Source organism: Streptomyces sp. LN549, assembly GCF_043203805.1.
Taxonomy (GTDB): domain Bacteria; phylum Actinomycetota; class Actinomycetes; order Streptomycetales; family Streptomycetaceae; genus Streptomyces.
Window position 1 is genome coordinate 4,065,291 of the sequence record NZ_JAZHRI010000002.1, and the last position, 22,639, is coordinate 4,087,929.

The 22,639-nt window shown below is 70.8% G+C and carries 22 protein-coding genes; 11 read left to right on the plus strand and 11 right to left on the minus strand.

The features are described 5' to 3' along the window. Positions 1-54: 54 nt before the first annotated feature. Together SH922_RS18275 and SH922_RS18280 are read right to left on the minus strand one after the other, a co-directional pair. Positions 55-2,127, minus strand: a complete 2,073-nt coding sequence (locus SH922_RS18275; protein ID WP_393059012.1) for a sigma-70 family RNA polymerase sigma factor — start codon at positions 2,125-2,127, stop codon at positions 55-57. Further along, positions 2,124-2,453 carry a YciI family protein gene (locus tag SH922_RS18280; protein ID WP_328907351.1) on the minus strand — a complete coding sequence of 110 codons (330 nt, stop codon included), beginning with the start codon at positions 2,451-2,453 and terminating at the stop codon, positions 2,124-2,126. Before SH922_RS18280 ends, SH922_RS18275 begins: the two co-directional genes overlap by 4 nt. A 170-nt stretch (positions 2,454-2,623) precedes the next feature. Here SH922_RS18280 and SH922_RS18285 point away from each other — a divergent pair, with 170 nt between their 5' ends. The 3 genes from SH922_RS18285 (at position 2,624) to SH922_RS18295 (ending at position 5,038) form a co-directional block, all read left to right on the plus strand. Next, positions 2,624-3,340, plus strand: a complete 717-nt coding sequence (locus tag SH922_RS18285) for a DUF998 domain-containing protein (protein WP_393059013.1) — start codon at positions 2,624-2,626, stop codon at positions 3,338-3,340. A gap of 101 nt (positions 3,341-3,441) precedes the next feature. Beyond that, positions 3,442-4,038: a dihydrofolate reductase family protein gene (locus SH922_RS18290; RefSeq protein WP_393059014.1), complete on the plus strand. Its 597-nt coding sequence runs from the start codon at positions 3,442-3,444 to the stop codon at positions 4,036-4,038. 613 nt (positions 4,039-4,651) lie between these two features. Continuing rightward, positions 4,652-5,038 (plus strand): hypothetical protein, encoded by a 387-nt coding sequence (locus SH922_RS18295; protein ID WP_393059015.1) that lies wholly within the window; start codon positions 4,652-4,654, stop codon positions 5,036-5,038. A 561-nt stretch (positions 5,039-5,599) separates the two neighbouring features. On the opposite strand, the gene SH922_RS18300 is transcribed toward SH922_RS18295, so the two are convergent. Then, positions 5,600-6,526 carry a serine protein kinase RIO gene (locus tag SH922_RS18300; protein ID WP_393059016.1) on the minus strand — a complete coding sequence of 309 codons (927 nt, stop codon included), beginning with the start codon at positions 6,524-6,526 and terminating at the stop codon, positions 5,600-5,602. A gap of 424 nt (positions 6,527-6,950) precedes the next feature. Between SH922_RS18300 and SH922_RS18305 the strand changes: the two genes are divergently transcribed. Further along, positions 6,951-7,784 (plus strand): PIG-L family deacetylase, encoded by an 834-nt coding sequence (locus tag SH922_RS18305; RefSeq protein WP_393059017.1) that lies wholly within the window; start codon positions 6,951-6,953, stop codon positions 7,782-7,784. 198 nt (positions 7,785-7,982) lie between these two features. On the opposite strand, the gene SH922_RS18310 is transcribed toward SH922_RS18305, so the two are convergent. Next, on the minus strand, positions 7,983-8,984 hold the full coding sequence (locus SH922_RS18310; protein WP_393059018.1) for a helix-turn-helix transcriptional regulator: 1,002 nt from the start codon (positions 8,982-8,984) through the stop codon (positions 7,983-7,985). Positions 8,985-9,074: 90 nt separating this feature from the next. On the opposite strand from SH922_RS18310, the gene SH922_RS18315 reads away from it, so the two are divergent. Beyond that, a complete protein-coding gene (locus tag SH922_RS18315) occupies positions 9,075-9,473 on the plus strand; it encodes a VOC family protein (RefSeq protein WP_393059019.1) in 399 nt (132 codons plus the stop codon). 139 nt (positions 9,474-9,612) lie between these two features. After that, a complete protein-coding gene (locus SH922_RS18320; protein WP_393059020.1) occupies positions 9,613-10,584 on the plus strand; it encodes an ROK family protein in 972 nt (323 codons plus the stop codon). 60 nt (positions 10,585-10,644) lie between these two features. On the opposite strand, the gene SH922_RS18325 is transcribed toward SH922_RS18320, so the two are convergent. From SH922_RS18325 to SH922_RS18335, 3 genes are all read right to left on the minus strand, one after another. Then, positions 10,645-11,676, minus strand: a complete 1,032-nt coding sequence (locus tag SH922_RS18325; protein ID WP_393059021.1) for a LacI family DNA-binding transcriptional regulator — start codon at positions 11,674-11,676, stop codon at positions 10,645-10,647. After that, a complete protein-coding gene (locus SH922_RS18330) occupies positions 11,673-12,038 on the minus strand; it encodes a hypothetical protein (RefSeq protein ID WP_393059022.1) in 366 nt (121 codons plus the stop codon). Before SH922_RS18330 ends, SH922_RS18325 begins: the two co-directional genes overlap by 4 nt. A gap of 155 nt (positions 12,039-12,193) precedes the next feature. After that, on the minus strand, positions 12,194-12,673 hold the full coding sequence (locus tag SH922_RS18335; RefSeq protein WP_393059023.1) for a carboxymuconolactone decarboxylase family protein: 480 nt from the start codon (positions 12,671-12,673) through the stop codon (positions 12,194-12,196). Positions 12,674-12,854: 181 nt separating this feature from the next. Between SH922_RS18335 and SH922_RS18340 the strand changes: the two genes are divergently transcribed. Together SH922_RS18340 and SH922_RS18345 are read left to right on the plus strand one after the other, a co-directional pair. Further along, positions 12,855-13,775, plus strand: a complete 921-nt coding sequence (locus SH922_RS18340) for an RNA polymerase sigma-70 factor (RefSeq protein ID WP_393059024.1) — start codon at positions 12,855-12,857, stop codon at positions 13,773-13,775. A 345-nt stretch (positions 13,776-14,120) separates the two neighbouring features. Beyond that, the gene (locus tag SH922_RS18345; RefSeq protein ID WP_393059025.1) at positions 14,121-14,915 is read left to right on the plus strand and encodes an SGNH/GDSL hydrolase family protein; all 795 of its coding nucleotides are present in this window, start codon (positions 14,121-14,123) and stop codon (positions 14,913-14,915) included. A gap of 74 nt (positions 14,916-14,989) precedes the next feature. On the opposite strand, the gene SH922_RS18350 is transcribed toward SH922_RS18345, so the two are convergent. Continuing rightward, a complete protein-coding gene (locus SH922_RS18350; protein ID WP_393059026.1) occupies positions 14,990-16,399 on the minus strand; it encodes an MFS transporter in 1,410 nt (469 codons plus the stop codon). Positions 16,400-16,472: 73 nt separating this feature from the next. On the opposite strand from SH922_RS18350, the gene SH922_RS18355 reads away from it, so the two are divergent. After that, a complete protein-coding gene (locus tag SH922_RS18355) occupies positions 16,473-17,033 on the plus strand; it encodes a winged helix-turn-helix transcriptional regulator (RefSeq protein ID WP_393059027.1) in 561 nt (186 codons plus the stop codon). 73 nt (positions 17,034-17,106) lie between these two features. Here SH922_RS18355 and SH922_RS18360 read toward each other — a convergent pair whose 3' ends face one another. Both SH922_RS18360 and SH922_RS18365 read right to left on the minus strand, forming a co-directional pair. Further along, positions 17,107-17,496 (minus strand): nuclear transport factor 2 family protein, encoded by a 390-nt coding sequence (locus SH922_RS18360; RefSeq protein WP_393059028.1) that lies wholly within the window; start codon positions 17,494-17,496, stop codon positions 17,107-17,109. Between the two features lie 74 nt (positions 17,497-17,570). Further along, on the minus strand, positions 17,571-18,419 hold the full coding sequence (locus tag SH922_RS18365) for a class I SAM-dependent methyltransferase (protein WP_393059029.1): 849 nt from the start codon (positions 18,417-18,419) through the stop codon (positions 17,571-17,573). Positions 18,420-18,490: 71 nt separating this feature from the next. Between SH922_RS18365 and SH922_RS18370 the strand changes: the two genes are divergently transcribed. Further along, positions 18,491-20,329 (plus strand): S9 family peptidase, encoded by a 1,839-nt coding sequence (locus SH922_RS18370; RefSeq protein WP_393059030.1) that lies wholly within the window; start codon positions 18,491-18,493, stop codon positions 20,327-20,329. 143 nt (positions 20,330-20,472) lie between these two features. Then, on the plus strand, positions 20,473-21,327 hold the full coding sequence (locus SH922_RS18375; protein WP_393059031.1) for an SURF1 family protein: 855 nt from the start codon (positions 20,473-20,475) through the stop codon (positions 21,325-21,327). A gap of 6 nt (positions 21,328-21,333) precedes the next feature. On the opposite strand, the gene SH922_RS18380 is transcribed toward SH922_RS18375, so the two are convergent. Further along, entirely contained in the window at positions 21,334-22,545 is a 1,212-nt protein-coding gene (locus SH922_RS18380; RefSeq protein WP_393059032.1) for a hypothetical protein, read from the minus strand. Between the last annotated feature and the right edge of the window lie 94 nt (positions 22,546-22,639).

Sequence of the window (22,639 nt, forward strand, 5' to 3'; positions counted from 1 at the left end):
GGCCGTCGCCCAGGAGCCGGATCAGGTCGGGACACGGGGGGCCGGGTTGGTTTCTCAGGGTTCGGTGCCGTCCCCGTCTCTGCCCCCGTCCCCGTCCCAGTCCCGCAGTTGGCGCAGCGCGAGGCCGGTTGCCGACTTGCACAGGAACTCTGCGCGCTCGTAGGACAGTCGCCCTCGGCCGCTCTGCGGGCAGACGTCGGCCGCGCCCAGGATGCCTGCCCGCGCCGGACCCGGGCGTCGGTCGGTGAGGAACACCGGGCCCTGGGTCCGGCCGTCCAGGAGTTCGGACAGGAGCGCGGCCGTTTTCGATCGCCAGGTGATCCACGCGCCACGCCGGTCCGACCGCCGGTCCGCGAGGCAGGCTCGTCGCTCCGGCAGGTCCAGGTCCTGGACGTTGAGGGCCAGCAAGGCCGTGACGGTGGAGCCCGACTCGTGCAGCAGCGTCCACAAGGTGCGCTCCCGCAACGAGGCTTCCACCTCTCCCGGCCACGCAGTTCCTGGCGGGACCGGGGCGGGTACGGGCGCCGGTGCGCGGCAGCGCCGGGGCATCCGCTGGGGGATGGCCGCGTCAAGGTCCGGGGTGTCCGTCCACGCACCGAACGCCCTCACAGCGGCGCGGTGCCGGTTCCACGTGGACGCCGCCACGCCGCCCCACGAGAGGCGGAAGGCACCGGCAATCTGATCGGCCGTCAGCGAGGTGAGCGGCATCCCCACTCCCAGAGCCAGCCGCAGTCGCCACAACGTCTGTCCGTACGAGCGGGCCGTCGCCGGTGCGAGCCGGTCCTGGGCCAGGAACGCGTCGATGGCCTCCCCGAACGTCGGCGTGGACGCGTCCCCGACCGGGATCGCCTCGGCACGACGCGTCAGGTACGCGCTTTCGGCGGCGTTCCGGGTCAGCAGCGCCGCACGCTCGAACTCGCGGCGGGCTTCTTCGCCGCGCCCCAGGCGCAGCAGCAGGTCGCCGCGCACGCCGGGGAGCAGGTGGTAGTCGCGGAGCGCAGGGTCGGGGGCGAGCGTGTCGACGAGGGCGAGGCCGGCTGCGGGGCCGTCCGCCATGCCCACCGCGACCGCCTGGTTGAGCCGCACCACGGCGGTGGGCAGGAGGCGGGCGAGGGCGGCGTACAGTCCGGAAATCCGTGCCCAGTCGGTCTCCTCGGCGGTGCGTGCCTGGGCGTGGCAGATGGCGATCGCGGCCTGCAGTACGTAGGGACCTGGCTGGCCGGGTGTACCGGCCGCGCGAGCCCGCAGCATCGCCGCGAAGCCGCGACGGATGAGCAAGGGGTCCCAGCGTCCCCGGTTCTGCATGTGCAGCGGAACCGGTTCGCCGGCGGGGCCGGTGCGGGCCGCCGTGCGGGAGGCCTGGACCTCCATGAGCGCCACCAGGCCGTGTACTTCCGCCTCGTCGGGTACCGACCGGGCGAGCAGGCGTCCCAGCCGCAGCGCCTCCAGGCACAGGCCGGGCCGCATCAGGTCGTCGCCCGAGGTCGCCGAGTAGCCCTCGTTGAAGATCAGGTAGACGACCTCCAGGACGGAGGCGAGGCGTTCGGTCAGCTCGGCGCCGTCCGGGAGTTCGAACGGCACCCGCTCCTCGGCGAGTGTGCGCTTCGCCGTGGCGATGCGGCGGGCGATCAGCGGCTCAGCGGTGAGGAACGCGCGGGCGATCTCGGACGCGGTGAGTCCGCCGAGCAGCCGCAGGGTCAGGGCGACGCGTGCCTCGGTCGGTAGGACCGAGTGGCAGGAGACGAACATCAGCCGCAGCACGTCGTCCTGCTCTGAGGCGGGATCGGCGGACTCGGCGGACTCAAGATCGTGGTCGACGCCGCCGTCGCCATCACCGTCGAGCCGCTGCTGCTCGGCCAGTTCGTGCGCGAGCGTCTCGCCGTGCTCGGCCAACCGCCGGTCGCGGCGGATGTGGTCGACGGCGCGGCGCTTGGCGACGGTGGTGAGCCAGGCGCCCGGATTGTCCGGGATTCCAGACTCGGGCCACCGTTCCAGCGCCGCGACCAGCGCGTCCTGTGCCAATTCCTCGGCCACGCCGACGTCGCGCACCATGCGGGTGAGCGCGGCGACGATACGGGCCGACTCCATCTTCCAGATCGCGTCGACCGTGCGGTGGACGTCCGTCACGGACCGAAGACCTGCTGGATCATGCTCTCGCCGTCACCGACGATCTTCCGGAACCGGCGGCCCAGTTCCACCGCCTCCTCCTGGGAGCGGACCTCGATGAGGGCGAAGCCGACGACGGCCTCCTTCGACTCGGCGAACGGGCCGTCCGTGACGGTGATGACGCCGCCCTCGGAGACCAGCCGGACACCTCCCGGTTCGAGCCCGCCGGTGGCCAGCAGCGCACCTGCGGCGCTCAGCTCCTCGATGAAGGCGCCCATCTCGGCGAAGAGCTTCTCGTCGGGGACCTTCGCCGTCTCCGAGGCCTTGGTCGTCATCAAGTAGCGCATGGTGTCTCTCCGGTTTCGTCCTGCCCGGCCGGATCGCCGGGGCGTACTGACACGTCGTACCGACGATGTGACAGGGAATTCGCTGATTCCCTGTTGTATCAGCGGATCGACGTCGGTGTGAGCCCCACGGAAGAAGTCCGAGGCCCGCCCGCCCCTCGAAGGAGCCCGTCGTGACCACCAGCACCCGCTTCCCGCACGCCACAGCCACAGCCACCACAGCGGCAGCGGCCGCCGACCAGGCTCGCCCCGCTGCCCGGCGCGGCTCGGTCGGCACCCGTCGGCTGCTCGCCTGCGCTGCCGTCGCCGGTCCACTGTGGGTGGCCGTGTCGGTCGCCCAGGCACTCACCCGCGAGGGGTTCGAGCCGACCCGGCACGCGCTCAGCCAGCTGGCCACCGGATCGCTCGGCTGGCTGCAGATCACCAACTTCGTGATCGCCGGGATCCTGGCCACGGTGGGCGCGGCCGGACTGCGCCGGGTCATGCAGGGGACGGCCGGTGGTGTCGCGGTGCCGCAGCTGGTCCGGGTGGTCGGGGTCGGCATGGTCGCCGCCGGGCTGCTCACGATGGACCCGGCGGACGCCTTTCCGGTGGGCACGCCGGAGGGCATCCCGCAGTCGATGAGCTGGCACGCGTACGGACACATGGCCGCCGGGTCGATCACCTTCGCCTCGCTGATCGCCGCGGGCTACCTGTTCGGTCGGCACTTCTCCCGGCTCGGCAACCGGCGGCTCGCGGTGGTCTCCCGCGTCTCCGCCACGGTGATGCTGGCCGGCGACGCCTGGTCGATGAGCGGTGGTAAGGCGGGCGCGCTGACCATGGCCATTGGCACGACCGTCATGTTCACGCTGCTCGCGTACGTGGCCGCGCAATACCGGCGTACTGCCTGAGGGCCACCGCCAAAGGTCTCCATGACCAGCAACCAAGTCACCAGCAACTAAATGACCAGCAACCAAATCATCAGCAACCCACGAGGAAGCGAGACAGTTCGATGCGCATTGTGATGGGTGAATTCGTCAGCCTGGACGGCGTCATGCAGGCCCCTGGCGGCCCCGACGAGGACACCGACGGAGGGTTCACCCACGGCGGCTGGACGCACCCGTTCTTCGACCCGCAGGTGATGGGCGGCGCCCTCGCCGAGTGGGCCGCCGACACCGACGGGCTGCTCTTCGGACGCCGCACGTGGCAGACCATGGCCGCGGCGTGGCCGGAGCGGGCCGGTGACCCCTTCGCCGACCACATGAACTCGGTAGCCAAGTACGTCGTCTCCAGCACCCTGGGCGAAGCCGACCTGACGTGGAACAACACCACCCGCATACCCGGCGACCAGGCACTCGACCAGATCCGGAAGCTGCGTGACACCGAGGGCCGGGACCTGGTGGTGATGGGCAGCCTTACGCTCGCCCGCACCCTCCTGACCGAAGGGCTGGTCGACGAACTGCGGCTCATGATCATGCCGGTGCTGCTCGGCGGCGGAAAGACGATCTACCCGGCCGACGGCGCGCTGCGCACGCTTGAGCTGATCTCGACCGTGGTCAGCAGCACGGGCGTGCACGTGTGCACCTACCGACCGGCGGCTGCAGGGTAGCCCGCGCCCGGGATGGGGTTCTCACCGCGCGGCCGGGTACGCACCCGGCCGCGCGGTGGCCCACCCGAGCGGCCTGGTGGGCATCAACTCTCTCCATCGAATCGGCCGTGAGACGCTGCAAGCCATGGGAATCGTGGACGGGCTGTCATCGCCTGCCGGTCGAGCTCACAACCTGCGTGCCCATGCGACCCCGTCACCAAGGACCACTCGTCCAGCTCGCCTTGCGGAAGCCGCCCGCACCACAGTCCCGTACCAGGCACGACCGCTGACCCGCATGGGCCCGCGGTGTCCAGGGACAAGTTCCCAGGGGCGTGCGTTCGCCGATGACGAGCTCATGATTGATCTTCCACTGGTGTCCAGTCGGCTGGCCGGGCTGCCGCGTGAGGCGCGTGGCTATCCGGTTTCTGCGGAGAACGGCAGGGTACGGGCCAAGCCGCAGCTGGCGCTCCAGCTGCTACCGACTCGCGCAGACCCGGGCCCGGGCCCAACAAGCAGCGATGGTCTGACTGTGGATGATCACGTCATTCCCCAGGAGCTGGCCAATGGGCCTTCGGGCGGAGTGTCCATTCTGCGTGCATGGGAAAACCTTTCGACGAGCCGGGCCGGACCGACCATGATCCGCACTCGTGACGGTGCACAAGCAGTTCCTGGTCCGGGCCGCGGCTCCGTACGAGAGTGGAGCGACCCCTGCGACGAGGAGAGCCCCGGCGACGAATCGCCCGGCTCGCCGCCGCAGAAGGAGTTCTGCGGCCCCGCCCTTGAGTACGCCGTCCCGCTGACCGTGTACGCCGGGGCGGAATGTTCCACGCTCGGCTGGTCGTACGGCGCAGCGCCCTGGCACGCCGAGGGATTGGACGCAGACCAGGAAGGCGCCCGGACTGAGAATGCGGCCCTGCCGACGGGCGAGCTGGAGACATTCGGGCGTGACCGCTGCCCGCGCGACTTTGCGACCGAGCGTGGACGCGACGCTCACCGCCGACAGAGCCACCCCGAGGGATGAGCTGACCAGTACGCAGAGGAACGTCGCCTCGCCGCCTGGGGGCTTGTGATGACCCGTCGTCAACAAACCACCGCTATTCTCCGTCCTGATTTCCGCACGCAGGGGGCGATCTGTCCAGATGTCCGTACGCCGCAGTCGAACCCCAGTGGCCTGAATTTGTCGTGCCGCATGGTCGATTCTGAATCGGAGCCGCTTACACACCCTCTCGTCCCACCAGGAGTACCGCCAGGCATGGGCCTGCCCAGTAATCCCGATGAGGCTCTCCAATAGCAGGTCGGAACGCCGAGCCCTACGCCCTGCAAACTCGGGACCAGCCGCATAACGCATGGCAAATACCCCTGCCGACCCTGACCGACTCCACCTCACCCGCTCTTCCCGTCACCCGCGCGGACGCACGGCGACGGTCGAGCAAGCGGGTCGGTCCTGCCGCACACGTACCAGCGGGTCAAGGCGGGCAATCACGTTGATGGACTCGTCGACGCCTGCCCTGACCCGCTGATTCCGCTGGTTCTCCTTCTGCAGAAGGAGTCCGCAGAAGAAGAACGTGGGTTGGAACGCCCCTCAGAAGACCATCGTCAGGAGATCGGCGAAGAGTTCGTGCTCATCGACCTCCAGGCCGCGGTTGGTGAACCACGTACATACGTTGTGGCAGTCCCGCATCAGGAAATCCATCCCCTTCGGATTGCCGACGATGTCGACCACCTGGGGCAGATCGATCATCACGATCCGGTCGCCCTGCGCCAGCACGTTGTACGGCGACAGGTCTCCGTGGGCCAGCCCCGCCCTGGCCAATTCGCGCATCCCGTCCCCAAGCTGCTCGAAGTACGACGCGAGCAGCTTCCCCTTGGGCCGGACCTGCGCCAGCCGTGGTGCCGCGCCGCCGTCGCCGTCGTCGATGAACTCCATCAGCAGCTCGGTGCCGTCCACCTGCACGGGGTAGGGAACGGGAACTCCGGCTTTCCAGAGCCGGCAGAGTGCGTCCCACTCCGCGTAGGCCCATTGCCCGGCCGCGACGCTCCTGCCGTGCGAGGTCTTCTTCGCCATCGCCCGGCTGTCGCGGCTGTTGCGGGTACGCCGGCCTTCAAGGTACGAGTCACTGCGGCGGAACGAGCGGTGTTCCTCGGTCCGGTACCGCTTGGCGGCCAGCAACGACCGTCGTGCCGGGTTGTCGCCGACCTGTTCCACTGCTCGTTCGAGCAGGAAGACGTCGGCCTCCTTGCCGGTCTTGAGGATGCCGAGCTCGGTATCGATCGCGGCCTGTTCCGTCACCACCCAGTCGGGCCGTGGCTCCGGGCCGCGAGAACCGCGCTCGACATCCAGCCAGGTGGACCAGCGTTGATCCGGGCCGAGCTCTTCCGGGATCGTGTCGAAACGGAAGACGAAAGCGTCGGCGATGTCCGGTTCGGACCTGTCGCCGGCCGTCGCGGCACAGCGCTCGTCGGTGAGGTCAGAGAATTGGTGCTCGGTACGAAAGACGTCGGAAGACATCGGATGTGCTCCTGGAGAGAGAAGTGAGACTGACGCGGGCATGCCGCAGCGCAGTGACAGACATCCGTTCAGCCCTCCTTATCCCCAGGCAGCACTCGTAGCTGCACAGTTCGCTCAAGCATGCAGACCGGCTCGGACCCGCGCAACTGAATTGACCGCACCGGCCCAGCAGGGATCGTGGCGCTGGGACGTACAGGTCGCCCGCACCTCGTTCACGTGGAATCGCCGACGCCCGGAAGACCGAGCGGCCGCGTCGGGAACAGCCGGTCGGGCTCGCGCGGTTGCATCGACCGAGGGGCCGGCGCCGTACGGGCGGGGACACGGAGACCGCAAGGTCATCCGCCCTGGCAGGATCCGGCCCCGGAATCGCGGTACGCCCGCCGCGCACTCGGACCAAGACGTATTTCTGCAGGAGGACTGCTTCATGACTGACCGGCCCTTGACGCTCATGGCAGTACACGCTCACCCCGACGACGAGGCCACCGGAACCGGAGGAGTCCTCGCGCGGTACGCGGCGGAAGGCATCCGCACGGTGCTCGTGACCTGTACCGACGGCGGTTGCGGTGACGGAAAGGGAGGCGTCAAGCCGGGCGATCCCGGGCACGATCCGGCGGCCGTCGCCTTGATACGCCGCCAGGAACTCGAGGCAAGCTGTGACGTCCTGAAGGTCAGCGATCTGGAGATGCTGGACTATGCCGACTCCGGGATGGCGGGCTGGCCGAGCAACGACGCCCCCGGGTCCTTCTGGCAGACCCCCGTCGAGGAAGGCGCAGCGCGACTTGCGGAACTGATGCGGCACTACCGGCCCGATGTCGTCGTCACCTACGACGAGAACGGCTTCTACGGTCACCCCGACCACATCCAGGCCCACCGCATCACGATGGCGGCACTGGAGATGACCGCGCTGACACCGAAGGTGTACTGGACGACGATGCCCCGATCGATGATGCAGCGGTTCGGGGAGACCATGCGCGAGTTTCATGAGGACATGCCGGAGCCTGACCCCGCCGAGGCCGCCGCGATGGCCGAGATCGGCCTCCCCGACGATGAGATCACCACGTGGGTGGACACCACCGCGTTCAGCGGTCAGAAGTTCGATGCACTGGCCGCACACGCCAGTCAGGGCGAGAACATCTTCTTCCTCAAGATGGGCAAGGAGAGGTTCGGCGAGTTGATGGGCGTGGAGACCTTCGTACGCGTCAAGGACGCCACCGCCGTGGCCGTACCCGAGAACGATCTCTTCGCCGGACTGCGCTGATCCGCTCCAACGCCCGGCGGGCGCACGGTCGGCACGCGCAGTCGGCGGCCGGCGTGCGGCACCCTGGCGGCCCGCCTGGCTTCGCACCCGGGACCGGCCTCGACCGGGCGCGCCACGCCCTCGTTCGTGCCGGGCGGCACTTGTCGCCCGACCAGATCCTGGCCGGGCCTCCGGCTGTGCGGACAGCCCGTCCGACCCTCATTCGTGAGGCAGGCTCCGCCGGGCTGAATCCATGAGCCGTTCGGCGAGGGCTACGACGAGGCCTCGGAGTTCGTCCGGGCGTTCGATGACGAAGGGCCGGTCCAGCGAGGCGAGTACGGCGGGCAGCCAGTCGAGCCGCTCCACACGCAGGTCGACGCGGGCCCAGCGCTCGGCCTCCGGTCCGGCGTCGTCCGGGGACGGCAGCTCCTCCACGATCGCGATGCCGGCGGGAAGCCGGGCGTGGATCTGCTCGGCCGTCCCCTGCACCCGCAGGGTCACCTCATACCGGTAAGGAGCCGTGGCGAGCCCGGTCAGCACGCGCTTCGCCGGGTCGAGTCCGGCGGGTGGTTCGAACGAGCCGGGCAGGGCCCTCACGCCGCTGATGCGGTCCAGCCGGAACGTCCGGTCCTCGCCGGCCGCGGGATCGGCAGCCGTGACGTACCACCTGCCCGAGTGGGCGACGATCCCGTGCGGGTGCAGGGTGCGTTCACTGCGCCGGCCGTCGGCGGCGGTGTACCGGACGGAGATCGGCCGGTGGCGGGTCACCGCGTCGGCGATCGGGAGCAGCACCGCGGAGTCCGGGGCGTCGGCCTCGCCGGGCGGAGCCGTGAAGGCGAGGGATCCGAGCACGGCGTCGAGTCTGAGTCTCAGCCGTTCGGGCAGCACGCGCCGGATCTTGGCCGCCGCCGTCTCGCCCGCCGTGCCCGTAGCCGTGGCCAGGCCGGATCGGCGGCCTGCCACCAGGCCGAGCAGTACGGCGAGCGCTTCGTCGTCGCTCAGCATGAGCGGGGGCATGCGATAGCCGGGTTCGAGCCGGTAGCCGCCGTAGCGGCCTCGTACCGACTCGACGGGCACGTCGAGGTCGATGAGGTGGCCGGCATAGCGCCGCACGGTGCGTTCGTCGACGTCGAGCCGGCCGGCGAGTTCGGCCACGGTGCGGATGCCACCCGACTGCAGGAGCTCCAGCAGGGTGAGGACGCGAGCAATGGGGCGGGGCATGCCCAGAAGTCTCCTCCTCATACCGGGCGGGTTCCGCCCGGTATTCCTCGTAGCGTGCGTTGGGAAGCACCGACCGACCAGGAGAAGACCATGGATTTCGTCTCTGTCCGCATCATCACGGGCGACGTCGCCCGCCTCGTCGCCTTCTACGAACGGGCCACCGGCGTATCCGCCCACTGGTCCACCGAGGACTTCGCCGAACTCAGGACCACCTCGGCCACCCTCGCGATCGGCAGCACCCGCACCGTTCCGCTCTTCGCGCCCGGCTCGGCCCGTCCGGCCGACAACCACAGCGTGATCCTCGAGTTCCTCGTCGACGACGTGGACGGCGTGTACGAGAATCTGACCGGCTTCGTTGAGGACTTCGTCAACGAGCCCACCACGATGCCCTGGGGAAACCGCGCGCTCCTGTTCCGCGACCCCGACGGCAATCTCGTCAACTTCTTCACCCCCGTCACGCCGTCCGCCGTCGAGAAGTTCGCCCGCTGATGCCCATCGAAGATGCCCGGCAGCGCATGTGCATTACTAAACCTTGACCTAAACTAAACAGTTTACTAGACAACGTTGTCATCACCCGTCACAGTGTGCTTCGAAGCGAAGGGAACCCGCTTCCTTCAGGAAAGGTGTGGTGGACGTGGCGGTGTACGGAGCACTGGACATCGGCGGCACGAAGATCGCCGGAGCGCTCGTGGACGAGGCGGGCCACGTGGTGGTGCGCGCGCAGCGACCCACTCCGGCGCAGGAGTCGGCGGACGAGCTCATGGCGGCGGTGGCATCGGTCCTCGACGAGCTGGCGGTACACCCGACGTGGGACCGGCTGACCTGCCTCGGCATCGCCAGCGCCGGTCCGGTCGACACCGCGGCAGGCACGGTCAGCCCGGTCAACATCCCCGCGTGGCGACGCTTCCCGCTGACCGCGGAAGTGGCAGCGCACGCGCGGCTGCCGGTGGGACTCAGACCGGTACTGATCGGCGACGCGGTGGCCATGGCCGCGGCGGAACACTGGCTGGGCGCCGCACGGGGGTTCGAGAACGCGCTCTGCATGGTGGTGTCCACGGGCGTGGGCGGCGGACTCGTCCTCGGCGGGCGGCTCCACACCGGCAGAACGGGAAACGCCGGCCACATCGGGCACATCACGGTCGACCTCGACGGTTCGGTGTGCCCGTGCGGAGCTCCCGGCTGCGTCGAAGGGCTTGCCAGCGGTACGGCGATCGCCGCCCACGCCCAGGCTGCCGGATGGTCCGCGCCGCCCGGGGTGGCACCGACGGCGGCAGCGGTCGCGGACGCGGCGCGGGCCGGCGATCCGCGGGCCCAGTGGGCGTACGAACGGGCCGCCCAGGCACTGGCCGCCGCCATCGCCGCCGCGGCGGCCCTGGTCGAGCTGGACGTCGTGGTCATCGGCGGCGGCGTGGCACAGGCCGGAGAGACGCTCTTCGCCCCGCTGCGGCGGCGCATGGCCGACTACGCCGTCCTGGACTTCACCCGCGGGCTGCCCGTCGTACCGGCACTCCTGGCGCTCGACGCGGGGCTCATCGGTGCGGCCGCTGTCGCCTCCTCGCAGGCCGGTGCTCCCCCGCTCGCAGCAGCGCTCCGTTCCTGAACCCCCGCCGGATCCACGGCCCGTACCGACCCGTCCTCCATCACCTGCCAGCTGCTGGCCTCAACTCCGGGCGGGTGCCTGTGCGGTGGAGCCTCGCGGGGTGAGGGACGGGGTCGGCACCTGCACGGAACCGGCGTGCTGACCCTCTATGACCGTGAACAGCGTGCGGGCCACCTGCGCCCCGAAGCTGTGCACATCGTGGCTCATGGCCGACAGCGTGGGATGCGTGATCCGGCACAGCTGCGAGTCGTCCCAGGCCAGCAGCGACACGTCGTCGGGAACCACGAAGCCCATTTCGGCGGCGACGCCCGCTCCCGCGACGGCCATGATGTCGTTGTCGTAGACGATGGCCGTCGGACGCTCGGCCGACATCAGCAGGGACCGGGTGGCCCTGGCCCCCTCGCTTCCGTCGAAACCCGTCGCGACCTGCCGGCCCTCCTGGAGACCCAGCTCCCGCATCGTGGCCGCGAACGCGGTGGCCCGGATGGCACTGTGCCCGAGACCGACCGGACCGCCGACGCGGGCGATGCGCCGGTGCCCCAGCGCCGCCAGATAGCGCACCGCCTCGGCCGCGGCGGTGGCGTCGTCCGTCCACACCGCGGGAAACGAACCGGTGAGGGACGGATGCCCGACGGCCACCGCCGGCAGCCCGATCGACTGCAGCGACGGAACCCTCGGATCACTCTCGCGGAAGTCGACCAGAATGGCGCCGGCGATCGTCTGACTCCGCCACCAGGACTTGTACTGCTCGATCTCCTCGTCGAGATCCCGCACCAGCCTCAGAAGCAACGAGTACGACCGTTCGGCCAGGACGCTCTCGATACCGGAGATGAAGTCCATGTAGAACGGCTCGAGCCCGAGCAGCCGGGCGGGACGGCACAGGGCCAGGCCGATGATGTCGACCCGCTGACTGGAGAGGCTGCGCGCGGTGAGGTTCGGCGCCCAGCCCAGCTCCTTCGCCGCCTCGAAGATCCTCCGGCGGGTGGCATCCGAGACACCCGGCTTCTGGTTGAACGCCAGCGAGACCGCCCCCTTGGACACACCTGCCCGGGCGGCGACATCCCTGATCGTGACACGCGCCGGACCGTTCACCTCGCGTCCGTGCAGAAGAGGGCCGCCCGCGCCCTCTTCCGGTTCACGGAACCGCAGCCCGTCACACGGAACCGGGCCTGCTCGCCGGGCAGCAGCGTCCGCAACCCCTGGTCGGCCGCGGCGTGCAGGTCGAGGCGGTCGGCTTGAAGGAGGAGGTCTCTCAGCAGAGTGTGCGCACTTACCACGACGTCGACTGTATCGTCCCTGCCCGCCACTGATTCCACGGTGACGTCGTACTGCGGCCGCGGAGAGGCCGATCCCTTTTCCGGCACCGGGAAATGGAGGGCCCGCAGGCCGTCCGCCTCCAGCCGTCGCAGGGTCACCGAGGTCCTTGAGCCGGCCGTCGCCACCGTGGTCGCCATCAAGGGGATCACCGTGCACAACGGCTTCGTCCAGGCGCGGCCACGTGGCCGCGCCACGAAGGCGGAAGCCGGAACCGCGGTCCGGGTGCCTGACTGCTCGCGTGGACCAGACACCCGGACCGCTGTTCAGGCGGACGAACCGCCCTCCGGTCGGATCAGTTGTCCAGGCCGGCGAACGCGCCGGGCTCGTACGAACCCCCCGCGTTGTGCACGATCACGTTCATCCGGGTGGCCGCGTTGATCAGGGCGACCAGGCAGACCAGCGCACCGACCTGGTCGTCGTCGTAGTGCTTGCGCACCCCGGCCCACGTCTCGTCGGACACCCCGTCGTCGCCGAGCCGGGTGCCCTCCTCGGCAAACGCCAGCGCGGCCCGCTCGGCCTCGGTGAACACGGTGCTGTGGCGCCAGACGGCGACCAGGTTGAGCCGGAGCGCGGACTCACCGGCGGCCGCCGCCTCCTTGGTGTGGGCGTCGACGCAGAAGCCGCAGCCGTTGATCTGACCGACCCGCAGCTGCACCAGTTCCCGCAGGGCCTTCGGCAGCGTCGACTGCTCCAGGGCCAGCGAGGTGTTGTAGAACCGCTTGGCGACCTTCGTGGCGGTCGGGCTGTCGAAGAGGTTGAAGCGAGCTTCCATGACTGCGTCCTCACTCGTGTGGTTGCGTGCCGCGGCACTGAACGAACACAAGATGCCGAGAGCCCGGTTCCTGTGACGATGCGCAGTTGTGACGTGCCCCACCGGCCGTGGGTGTCACAGAACGGCGGTCGCCGGCGTCTCGTGTACGACGCAGCCGGGAGTCGACGGGCAGGAGCCGGGGATGAGCGACCGACCGAAGGACACCGCCGGGCGGCAACCTGCCCCTGGCATCCGTGGGGACGGTGTCACCGAGGCCTTCGTCGCCCACCGCAATCTGCTGTTCACCGTCGCCTACGAGATGCTCGGCTCGGCCGCCGACGCGGAGGACGTCCTCCAGGAGACCTGGCTGCGGTGGGTGGGCGTCGACCCCGGCACCGTGCGGGATCAGCGGGCCTACCTGGTCCGGATCACCACGCGTCAGGCACTGAGCCATCTGCGCACGCTCGGCCGGCGCAAGGAGTCCTACGTCGGCCCCTGGCTGCCCGAGCCCCTTCTGACCGCGCCGGACGTGGCCGAGGACGTCGAACTCGCCGACAGCGTCTCGATGGCGATGCTGCTGGTGCTGGAGACCCTCGCACCGACCGAGCGGGCGGTGTTCGTCCTGCGCGAGGTGTTCGATCTGGGCTACGACGAGATCGCGGAGGCCGTCGGCAAGAGCCCCGCCGCAGTCCGTCAGATCGCCCATCGGGCCCGGGCCCACGTCGCCGCGCGCCGGCCCCGGGGAAGTGTGTCCGCCGCCGAGGCCGGCCGCACGGTCGAGGCGTTCCGACGGGCGGTCGAGACGGGCGACCTGCAACGCCTGCTCGACGTCCTCGCACCCGACGTCGTCCTGCTGACCGACGGTGGCGGAGTCGTCCGGGCCGCCCTGGCGCCCGTGGTGGGAGCGGGCCCGGTGGCCGGTGTGCTGTGCAGGATCGCCGCGGCGATGACCTTGCAGCGGGCCCACGTCAACGGTGATCCGGCGCTGATCATCCGGCTCCACGGCGAGATCGACACCGTCGTGGCGATGCGCGTCGACGAGGGCCTCATCACCGGGCTCTACGCCGTGCGCAACCCCGAGAAGCTGTCACGCGTCGGGCGGGAGACCGCGGTCAGCCGCTGAGCGTCAGGTCCGGAGGCGGCCGCCGCGGGCGAAGACCGTGCCGCAGGGGCGGCAGCCGCCAACACCTGCTTCGCGGAACTCCAGTTGTGCCAGGCACGCAGCGTTTTCTCCTCATAAGGCCCTCGCGCCGCCACCTGTGAAGTGACGAGCGGGTGGTCGTAAAGCCTTTATTTCAGGGCGAGTTGCAGGTTTATCTACGCGCGGAGCTACGACTACCGAACGATCATTCGGGCAAATCCGGCACGTTCGCGCATGACTATTACCGGCGGGTACTGGAAGCTGCTACAACAGGTGACGCCTCACCAACCCCCCACCCACCCCCCACACTTCGGAGGGCTGACAGCTATGTCAGTACGGAGATTCTGGGCGTCCGCATCCACTCTGCTGCTCGCCGCCGCGGCCGCTCTCGGCATGGCCCAGCCTGCCTCGGCCGCCGCCGGCGGGTACGTCGCCCTGGGCGACTCGTACTCGTCCGGCGTCGGTGCCGGGAGCTACCTGTCCGACAGCGGTGACTGCCGCCGCAGCACCAAGTCCTACCCCTACCTCTGGGCGGCGGCGAACTCCCCTTCGTCGTTCGCCTTTGTCGCCTGTTCGGGCGCCACCACAAGCTCGGTGGCGAGCGGCCAGCTCGGCGCACTGAGCTCGTCCACCTCACTGGTCAGCGTCACCGCGGGCGGCAATGACGTCGGGTTCGCCGACGTCATGCAGGACTGCGTACTGTCCAGCGAGGCGACCTGCGTCGCCAGTGTGAACTCGGCCGTCGGGCAGATGAACAGCGCGCTGCCGTCCCGGCTGGGTTCGCTCTACACATCGATCCACTCCAGGGCCCCGCAGGCACATGTCGTGGTGCTGGGCTACCCGCGCTTCTACAAGATCGGCGGCAGCTGCATCGCCGGTCTCACGGAGACGGAACGCACCGCCATCAACAACGCGTCCGACGTGCTGAACGGCGTCATCGCCAAGCAGGCGGCGAATGCCGGATTCACCTTCTCCAGCGTCGTCGACGAGTTCACCGGGCACGAGCTGTGCTCCGGTGACGCATGGCTCAACAGCGTCTCGATCCCGGTGTACAACTCGTACCACCCGAAGGCCGTGGGACAGTCGAACGGCTATCTGCCCGCGTTCCGTTCGGTCGCGTAAGGCCGAGCGGTCACAAAGGCGCGGCATCGCTCCGGAGTTCCCGGCTCCGGAGCGATGCCGCGCTGCTGTCGCGCTCAGGTTCGGCCGTCGGCTGCGCGCCGGTGCAGCGCGAGGGTGGTCGCTGCCGCCAGTACCGCGGTGGCGGCCGCCGCCCACCAGCCGCGGCGGAACGCCTCCAGGGCGAGTACCGGGGTACGCGGGGCGCCCAGCAGGGTGACCATCAGCGCGACGCCCAGGACCGAACCGGTCTGGCGGGCCATCGTGGTGATGGCCGAGCCGGTGGCGAACCGGGTCGGCGGGAGGGCCGCCGCGGCGGCACCGACGAGGGTGGGGAGCGCCAGGCCGACGCCGACGCCGGTGATCATCATTCCGGGCAGGAAGCCCGCCGCGTAGTGCGGAGCCGGGTCGAGCGCGACCGCCCACCAGGCCAGGCCCGCCGCGAACAGCAGGCACCCCAGGGCGGCGGTGCGGCCCGCTCCGAGACGGCGGACCACCGGGCCGGAGGACACCGCCAGCAGCGGGACGACCAACGGCCCCGGGGCGATGGCCAGTCCGGTCCGGATCGCCGAGTACCCCCAGACCTGCTGGCACCAGAGCACCGAGGTCAGCAGCATCGCCGCGAACGCCACGGTGAAGAGCAGCGCGGCGAGCGTCGCGGCGACGAAGGACGGCGTGCGCAGCAGGGGCAGCTCGACGACCGGGGCGGGATGCCGGGCCGACCGGAGCCAGAAGGCACCGGTGAGCAGCACCGCGGCCGCCAGCGAACCGAGTACGCGCGCCGAGCCCCAGCCCCAGGCGTCGGCCTTGACCAGGCCGAGCGCCAGGGTGCCGATGGCGAGGGTGAGCAGGGCGGCCCCGGCCAGATCGGGGAAGGGGCCTTCACGGTGCGGGCGGACGTCAGGCAGCAGCCGTGCACCCGCGATCAGACCGATCACGCCGACCGGCACATTGACGAGGAACACCCAGCGCCAGTCCGCCTCCACGAGTGCTCCGCCGGCAACGGGCCCGAGCCCGGCGGCTATCCCGCCGATCGCGGCCCAGCTGCGGATGGCCCGGGGGCGGCGCTCGGGCGGGGTGTTGACGAGCAGCAGGGCGAGCGAGGTCGGCATGAGCGCGGCGGCCCCGACGGCCTGGAGGGCGCGGGCGGCGACCAGCCAGCCGACGCCGGGGGCGAGCGCGCAGAGCGCGGAGGCGACGGTGAAGAGCCCGAGACCGAAGAGGAAGCCCCGCCGGTGGCCGTAGCGGTCGGCGAGCCGGCCCGCGACGACGAGCAGGGCGGCGAAGACGATCGCGTACGCGTTGAGGACCCAGGAAAGCGAGGCGAGGGAGCTGCCGTCGAAGGCGTCACCGAGGGCGGGGACCGCGACGTTGACGATGAACAGGTCGAGATTCACGACGAAGACGCCGGCCGAGATGATCCACACGGTGGCGCGCGAGGTGGTGGGAGCGCCGGGAGCCGCAGCTGCTTCGGGGAGCCCCGGCATGAGTGAGTTTGATTTCCCAACTGTCATGGCGGCAAGGTAGCGCCAGTGAGTTTGAGATGGCAACCTTGTAGGGATGAGTGCCGCACGTGATTCCGACGCCCCCGCAGACCCGACTGCCGTCCTGACCGCCCCGCTGCCGGGCCGTCCCTGTTCCGCAGCGGCCGCGCTGCATGTCGTGGGCGAGAAGTGGGCGCTGCTGGCGGTGCGGGAGATCTTCTTCGGCAACCACCGGTTCGAGGCGATCGCGCGCAACACGGGTGCGCCGCGCGACCGGCTGGCCGCCCGGCTGCGCTCACTGGAGCAGGCGGGCGTGGTCGAACGCCGGCCGTACAACGAACGGCCGCCGCGCTACGAGTACCACCTCACCGAGTCGGGGCGCGCTCTCGCTCCGGTGATCCGGGCACTGCTGGACTGGGGTGACCGGTGGGTGCTGGAGGAGCGGCCGGTGGTGATGGTGCATGAACCGGACGCCGGAGACGGCCGTAGCGACGCGGGCCACGGAGAACGGCACGCGCACGATCTCGACGCGGCGTGGGTGTGCCGGACGTGCGGCGAGGAGATCGCGATGAACACACTCAGCGTGGACGTCCGCGCCCCTGGGTGGGACAGGGCGGGACCGGTACCGCCCGCCTGAGCGTCGGGCCAGGGCCAGGGCCTCGACCGCGTCCCAGCCCCCCTCTGCTCAGCACCGCCCAGAGCCGCTCAGCTCAGTACCGCTCGACGAGGTGCTCCCGGCCTGCCGGGGGCTCGTACGGTTCGGGCCAGAAGTCGACGACCTCGCTGATCCGCCCCTGCGCGTCGAACGTGAAGAAGTGGACGGCGTGCGACTCCTGCCCGCCGTCCGTGAACAGCGTCCGGACGGCGACCTGCCGCCCGCCCGGGTCGGCCACGATCCGCTCGACGCGCACCCGCCACTCCCCCGGGTACTCCCGGTTGAACGCCAGATACCGCTCCTTGCCGCGAATGCGCTCACGGGTCTGCGGCAGGTCGTACAGCACCTCGTCGGCGAGTGTCGCCGCGAAGGTGTCCCAGTCACGGAGGTCGGCCGCGATCCAGTAACTCTCGACCGTGGCGCGCAGTTCAGCAGTCGTGGTCATGGTTTCAGTCTGGCCCCGGCCACTGACAATCGGTCCTGCCCCCGACGAACGGCCCCGCCGAGCGCTCCCTTGCGCTACCGGCCACTGCCAGGGTCGTCCGGCCGGGTGGCCTTGATCGAGTACATCAGCGGAATCCGCGGCCGATCCGCCGGGAAGCGGTAGAAGCCGTCCGGCCGGCGCTCCAGCACCGGGAAGCGGGCGAAGAGCGAGGCGTCGTGCTCGTGCAGGAACTCGATCCGCAGACCGGCCGCGGCCAGCGCGGAGACCACACTCCCCACCGGGTGCTGCCATTCGACGCTGCGGTTGTGGACAGTCGGCGCGTCGAAGTCCGCGTACGTGCCCGGCGTCTCGTCCACCCACGCGTCGCGGCTGAAGTAGTCGTGGACGATTCTCGAACCGGTCGCGTCGTCGAGGCAGTCGGTGAGCGGGTGGAACTCGGCCAGGTAGAGGAACCCGCCGGGCGCGACGAGCGACGCCGCCGTCTCGGCCCAGCGGTCGATGTCGGGCAGCCAGTTCAGCGCGCCGATGCCCGTGTAGACGATGTCGTACGAGGAGTCCGGCACGGCCTCGGCCGCGTCGTGGACGTCCGCGGCGACGAACGCCGCCCGGTCCGGACCCAGGCCCAGATCCTGCGCGAGCCCGCGGGCGGTCTCCACGGCCGCTTCGGAGAAGTCGAGGCCGACGACCTGCGCGGCGCCGTGCCGGGCCCAGGAGAGGGTGTCGACCCCGATGTGGCACTGCAGGTGCAGCAGCGTCCGGCCGGTCACGTCCCCGACCTCCGCCAGTTCGAAGTCCCGCAGGGCGTCCTTGCCCGCGCGGAAGGAGTCGAGATCGTAGAAGTCGCTTTCGGCGTGGATGGGCACACGCTCATCCCACATCGCGCGGTTGGCCTCGCGCCAGTCGGCAGGTATCGGAGCAGGCATGCCGGCGAGGTTATCCACAGGCTGCGGACGACGCGAACGGTTTGTCGGCCGTCCGGCGCAGAATGGGGGGCATGACTGAGACCACTGGTTCGACGAACGATTCCGTCCCGGCGTGGGAACAGCGCTTCCGGGCCCCCCGGGTGTCGCTGCCCGACTGGGCGGAGGATGCGCCGGACCGCGCATTGTTCGTCTCCAACGCGACGGGGACGTACGAGCTCTACGCATGGGACCGGTCGACGGGCGAGCAGCGCCAGGTGACGGACCGGCCGAACGGGACGACGGACGGCGTGCTGACACCGGACGGCGAGGCCGTGTGGTGGTTCAGCGACACCGACGGGGACGAGTTCGGGGTGTGGATGCGCCAGCCGTTCCGAGCCCGCAGCGAGGGGGCGGAGGACGAGCCGGCGGCCCCCGGTCTTGAGCCGTCCTACCCGGCCGGGCTCGCGATCGGACGCGACGGGACCGCGGTGATCGGCCGTTCGACGGACGAGGACGGCACGACGGTCCACGTCGTACGGTCCGGGGCGGCGCCCATGGAGATCTACCGCCACCGCGAATCGGCGGGGGTGGGCGACCTGTCGCACGACGGCTCGCTCATCGCGCTGGAGCACACCGAGCACGGCGACGCGATGCACTCCGCGCTGCGCGTGGTGCGCCCCGACGGCAGCACGGTCGCGGAGCTGGACGACACCGAGGGGGGCACGAAGGAGCTCGGTCTCGCGGTCCTCGGCTTCGCACCGGTCGCCGGGGACACCCGGCTGCTGGTCGGGCACCAGCGGCGCGGCCGCTGGGAGCCGATGATCTGGGACCCGGTGGCGGGCACGGAGACGGACCTCGCCATCGATCTGCCCGGCGATGTCGGCGCCGAGTGGTATCCGGACGGCTCCGCGCTGCTGGTCGAGCACGGCTTCGAGGCCCGCAGCGAACTCTGGCGGTACGAGCCGGCCGCGGCCGGCGGGGCCCTGGTGCGGGTGGAGACGCCCGCCGGTTCGGTCTCGGGTGCCACGGCCCGGCCGGACGGCACGGTGGAGTACCTGTGGTCGTCGGCCGCGGAGCCGCCCGTGGTCCGCTCCACGACCGGTGCGGTGGTGCTCGATCCGCCCGGCGCGAAGGCCCCGGTGTCCGTCCCGGTCGAGGACGTGTGGGTGGACGGGCCCGGGGGCCGCATCCACGCACTCGTCCAGCGGCCGGCCGGCCCGGCCGAGGGCCCGTTCCCGACCGTCTTCGAGATCCACGGCGGACCGACCTGGCACGACAGCGACGCCTTCGCGGCCGGTCCCGCCGCCTGGGTGGACCACGGCTATGCCGTCGTCCGGGTCAACTACCGCGGCTCGACGGGCTACGGGCGGGCATGGACGGACGCGCTCAAGCACCGGGTCGGCCTGATCGAGCTGGAGGACATCGCGGCGGTGCGGGAGTGGGCGGTGAAGTCCGGCCTCGCGGACCCGGCGAAGCTGGTCCTGGCCGGCGGCTCCTGGGGCGGCTATCTGACCCTGCTCGGCCTCGGCACGCAGCCCGACGACTGGGCCGTGGGCCTGGCAGCGGTCCCGGTCGCGGACTACGTCACGGCGTACCACGACGAGATGGAGGCCCTGAAGGCGATGGACCGCACCCTGCTGGGCGGAGCGCCGGAGGAGGTGCCCGAGCGGTTCGAGGCCTCGTCACCCCTGACCTACGTCGACGCCGTGCGGGCGCCCGTCTACATCTCGGCGGGCGTCAACGACCCGCGCTGCCCGATCCGCCAGGTGGAGAACTACGTCGACCGGCTGAAGGGCCGCGACGCCGTGCACGAGGTCTACCGGTACGACGCGGGCCACGGCTCGCTCGTCGTGGAGGAGCGGATCAAGCAGGTGCGGCTGGAACTCGACTTCGCCCGCCGGCACCTGGGGGATGCGGAGGGCGGCGCGTAAGGGCGGGCGGGGCCGCGCCCGCACTGCGAATCGCTGCGAAGGGCTGCGGAGAGCTGCGGAGAGCTGCGTAAAGGCCGGATAAGAGGTGGCTTCGCGGGTGCCCCCGCTCCGGTGGGCCGGAGCGGGGACCGTACCGTGGAGGGGTGTACCGGTTCCTGCTGACCCCGCGATGGTGGGGGATCAACCTCTTCGTCGTGCTGGCCATCCCGTTCTGCGTGTTCATGGGCACCTGGCAGCTCGGCCGCTTCGAGGACCGCGTGCAGACGCACGAGGCCGCCGAGAAGCAGCCCTCTCCGGGCACGATGGCAGCCAAACCGCTGGACGAGCTGCTGCCCGTCGACACGGTGACCTCCGGCCGTCCCGCCACCGCGAGCGGCCGGTACGCCGATCAGTTCCTGGTGCCCGGCAGGAAGCTGGAGGACCGCAGCGGCTTCTACGTCCTGGACATGCTGCGCACCGACACCGGCAAGGCCCTGCCGGTGGTACGCGGCTGGCTGCCCGGCAAGGCCGGACACACCCCGGTGCCGGCCGCGCCGACCGGCCGGGTCACCGTGACCGGCGACCTCCAGGCCTCGGAGAACACGGGCACCGACGGGGTCGACGTGAAGGGCGGCCTCCCCGACGGCCAGGTCGGCATGATCAGCGCCGCGTCCCTGGTCAACCTCGTGCCGTACGACGTCTACGACGCCTGGGTGACGCTCCAGGAGACCGACGCCCGCACGGGTGCGTCCGGGACCGACGCGTCCGGTACCGCCGACGCCGTCCTCACCGACACCCCGGGCAAGAGCGGCGGTGAGCTGCGTCCCGTACCGGCTGCCGCGCCCCAGGGCAGCGGGCTCGACCTGAAGGCGTTCCAGAACCTCGGCTACACGGGTGAGTGGTTCGTCTTCGCCGCGTTCGTGGTCTTCATGTGGTTCCGGCTGCTCCGGCGCGAGGCCGAAGCAGCCCGGGATCTGAAGCTCGGCCTGATCGACGACGAGAACACCCCCGCGAGCTGACCGCCCCTACGACGTGGCTTCGAGCACGCCCGTCCGGTAGATCGTGCCCGCGCAGGCGTTGGCGATCGTCGTCTCGGCGACCGGCGCCCCCGGTTCCGGCGTGTGCTGCACGGACACGGTGCCCGGTGCCGTGCCGTCACCCTCCTCGCTGCCGAACTGCGTCTCCGTACCCGCTTCGCCGTCCGTGGTCCCGCTGCCCGTCGTGGACCCGGCCGCGACCCCCGTACTGCCGGCTGCTCCGTCAGTGGGGCTCGGGGAAGGTGAACTGCCGGTGGTCGGGCAGGTCTCCTGCGGCACCCAGGCGAACATCACCTCGTAGGCCATGTCCGGCTTCAGAAGCACCGTCGCCTCCTCCTGGGCAGGATCGGGCAGTCCGGACGCCGGGTCCCCCTGGGTGTGCCGGACGACCATGATCTTGGCCGGGTCGGCCGCACCCGTCGCCGCGAAGCCCACCGTGCCGCTGCTGCTCACCGAGCAGTTCTTGCCCGACACGTTGGCGATGCGGAAGCTTCCGTACACCGTGCCGTCGGCGCCGGCCGTGCCGGTGCTCGCCGAGGCGACTCCGAGCTGGTCGGGGGCGCAGGCCGGCATGGCGGCCTGCGCAGTGGCGGCCGGGTCGTCCGAGGGACCGCCGGCCACCTTCTCGTCCGCGCCCTGGCCGCTGCCGTCGGACGGCGTTGCCGTGCTGTCCGGGAGGCCCTGAGCACCGCTCTGCTGCCCGTCGCCGCCGGTGCCGCCCCCGTTGCCGGATTCCGCGTCGGGGTCCTCGCCGTTGCCGCCCTGCGCCTGCTCGCCGTGACCGGCGATGGCGGGGCTGGCGGTGCTCGAGTTCTCGGAGTTGGCGACATGGACGAATGCGGGGACCGCGGTGCCGATGAGCAGCGCGGCCGCCGCCACCCCGACGAGGGCCTGCCGACGACGCGCACGCCGGGCGGGCACCGCGCGGAACAGATGGTCGAGGGTTCCGTCGCTCGGTTCGAGGTTCTGCACGGCACCGTGCATCATCCGGCGCAGCGCGGCCTCGTCGAGGGAATCACCGCCGGAGGGACCGGAGCCCTGGCCGAAGAGACCGGACGGACCCTCGAATCCCAGGGTGTCCGCGCCCCCACCGGACCTGTCGGACCGGTCGTCGGAGGAAGCGGCGCCGGAGGCACCGGGGTGCGTACCCGCCCCCGCGTCGCGGTCCGTGTGCGAGGTGTTCTCCGGCCCGTGGTTCACAATTCCGTTTCCAGTCCGGTCATTCCGATGTCCGCGAGCAGGCCTGCGCAGGTTCCCGTTCCCGTCCTCGCGCCCGTGATCGTCGTCGTGACGC

Bases quoted from the DNA above. Each gene is read 5' to 3' on its own strand.
- SH922_RS18280 (WP_328907351.1), bottom strand. From the start codon at position 2,453: ATGCGCTACTTGATGACGACCAAGGCCTCGGAGACGGCGAAGGTCCCC.
- SH922_RS18290 (WP_393059014.1), top strand. From the start codon at position 3,442: ATGCGCATTGTGATGGGTGAATTCGTCAGCCTGGACGGCGTCATGCAG.
- SH922_RS18295 (WP_393059015.1), top strand. From the start codon at position 4,652: ATGATCCGCACTCGTGACGGTGCACAAGCAGTTCCTGGTCCGGGCCGC.
- SH922_RS18300 (WP_393059016.1), bottom strand. From the start codon at position 6,526: ATGTCTTCCGACGTCTTTCGTACCGAGCACCAATTCTCTGACCTCACC.
- SH922_RS18305 (WP_393059017.1), top strand. From the start codon at position 6,951: ATGACTGACCGGCCCTTGACGCTCATGGCAGTACACGCTCACCCCGAC.
- SH922_RS18310 (WP_393059018.1), bottom strand. From the start codon at position 8,984: ATGCCCCGCCCCATTGCTCGCGTCCTCACCCTGCTGGAGCTCCTGCAG.
- SH922_RS18315 (WP_393059019.1), top strand. From the start codon at position 9,075: ATGGATTTCGTCTCTGTCCGCATCATCACGGGCGACGTCGCCCGCCTC.
- SH922_RS18330 (WP_393059022.1), bottom strand. From the start codon at position 12,038: ATGGCGACCACGGTGGCGACGGCCGGCTCAAGGACCTCGGTGACCCTG.
- SH922_RS18335 (WP_393059023.1), bottom strand. From the start codon at position 12,673: ATGGAAGCTCGCTTCAACCTCTTCGACAGCCCGACCGCCACGAAGGTC.
- SH922_RS18340 (WP_393059024.1), top strand. From the start codon at position 12,855: ATGAGCGACCGACCGAAGGACACCGCCGGGCGGCAACCTGCCCCTGGC.
- SH922_RS18345 (WP_393059025.1), top strand. From the start codon at position 14,121: ATGTCAGTACGGAGATTCTGGGCGTCCGCATCCACTCTGCTGCTCGCC.
- SH922_RS18350 (WP_393059026.1), bottom strand. From the start codon at position 16,399: ATGCCGGGGCTCCCCGAAGCAGCTGCGGCTCCCGGCGCTCCCACCACC.
- SH922_RS18355 (WP_393059027.1), top strand. From the start codon at position 16,473: ATGAGTGCCGCACGTGATTCCGACGCCCCCGCAGACCCGACTGCCGTC.
- SH922_RS18360 (WP_393059028.1), bottom strand. From the start codon at position 17,496: ATGACCACGACTGCTGAACTGCGCGCCACGGTCGAGAGTTACTGGATC.
- SH922_RS18365 (WP_393059029.1), bottom strand. From the start codon at position 18,419: ATGCCTGCTCCGATACCTGCCGACTGGCGCGAGGCCAACCGCGCGATG.
- SH922_RS18370 (WP_393059030.1), top strand. From the start codon at position 18,491: ATGACTGAGACCACTGGTTCGACGAACGATTCCGTCCCGGCGTGGGAA.